The sequence below is a fragment of the uncultured Ferrimonas sp. genome (genome assembly GCF_947489035.1).
Taxonomy (GTDB): domain Bacteria; phylum Pseudomonadota; class Gammaproteobacteria; order Enterobacterales; family Shewanellaceae; genus Ferrimonas.
The window spans coordinates 1-980 of record NZ_CANLCI010000062.1 but is presented as its reverse complement, the minus strand read 5'-3'; the positions used below and the strand labels follow the sequence as shown (position 1 = coordinate 980).

Here is a 980-nt window from a genome sequence, read left to right as displayed (position 1 = left end):
GGTTTAACGCCCAATGAGTCAGAGCGAAGATACAGGAAAACTTACGAAGCCGTGGCCAAATTTAGTTGACCACTACACATCGAGCGACATAACAAAACAGTACAGTTGGGTCAGCAAGTTTGACCAAATTTGAAGTGGGCCACTTTTTTGGGGGCGTGGCACTTAGTTTGACTTTAGCAACTTAGCGCCCTGTAAGGCCCCCTAAGAAACTGGTTGAACAGGTTAGCGTCGTTGTTTGAAAGAAGGGAGAAAGTGCGTAGAGAGCCTTTTAGGTACATCAACGTCCATGGTGCACCGTGACCGAGATAGTAGGGATGCCACAATGGGTTAAGGTCGATTTTGATGAGATTTTGCGAATTTATGCAATTTGCATTTCGCTGGCTTTGGGCTCTGATGTCACCTGGAGGTCACGGAGCGGTTTTTTAGTGATTTAGGAGAGGATTGTTTCTGTGACGTATGCGTGACATTGCTCGTGACGGAAACGAGACATGGAGCCTAATTTTACCTTATAAATCCGAGAAATAAAAAAACCAGCCGCGAGGCTGGTTTTTTATTTATAAACTGGTTGCGGGAGCCGGATTTGAACCAACGACCTTCGGGTTATGAGCCCGACGAGCTACCAGACTGCTCCATCCCGCGTCCGGATTAGTATTTAACCTCGCTTCCGAGCAGTTAACCGACCGAAATCAATTAACGAAATAGTGGCTCCCTTTGCTGAACTTGAGTTAGCGACATACGCCGATTCTAACTAGAGCACAGTCCGCCGTTCTACCGGTGGAATAAGGTGATCCGAAATAGTGGCTCCCCTTGCTGGACTTGAACCAGCGACATACGGATTAACAGTCCGCCGTTCTACCGACTGAACTAAAGGGGAACAGATTGTGTTCTCTATTGTAAGAGAAGTGGTTGCGGGAGCTGGATTTGAACCAACGACCTTCGGGTTATGAGCCCGACGAGCTACCAGACTGCTCCATCCCGCG

The 980-nt window shown here is 48.1% G+C and carries 3 tRNA genes; all 3 read right to left on the bottom strand.

The annotated features are described in order from the left end of the window. Positions 1 to 562: 562 nt before the first annotated feature. Positions 563 to 639: transfer RNA gene (locus Q0796_RS18070), tRNA-Met, on the bottom strand. 159 nt (positions 640 to 798) lie between these two features. After that, positions 799 to 874 (bottom strand) — tRNA-Asn (locus Q0796_RS18065). 29 nt (positions 875 to 903) lie between these two features. Beyond that, positions 904 to 980: transfer RNA gene (locus Q0796_RS18060), tRNA-Met, on the bottom strand.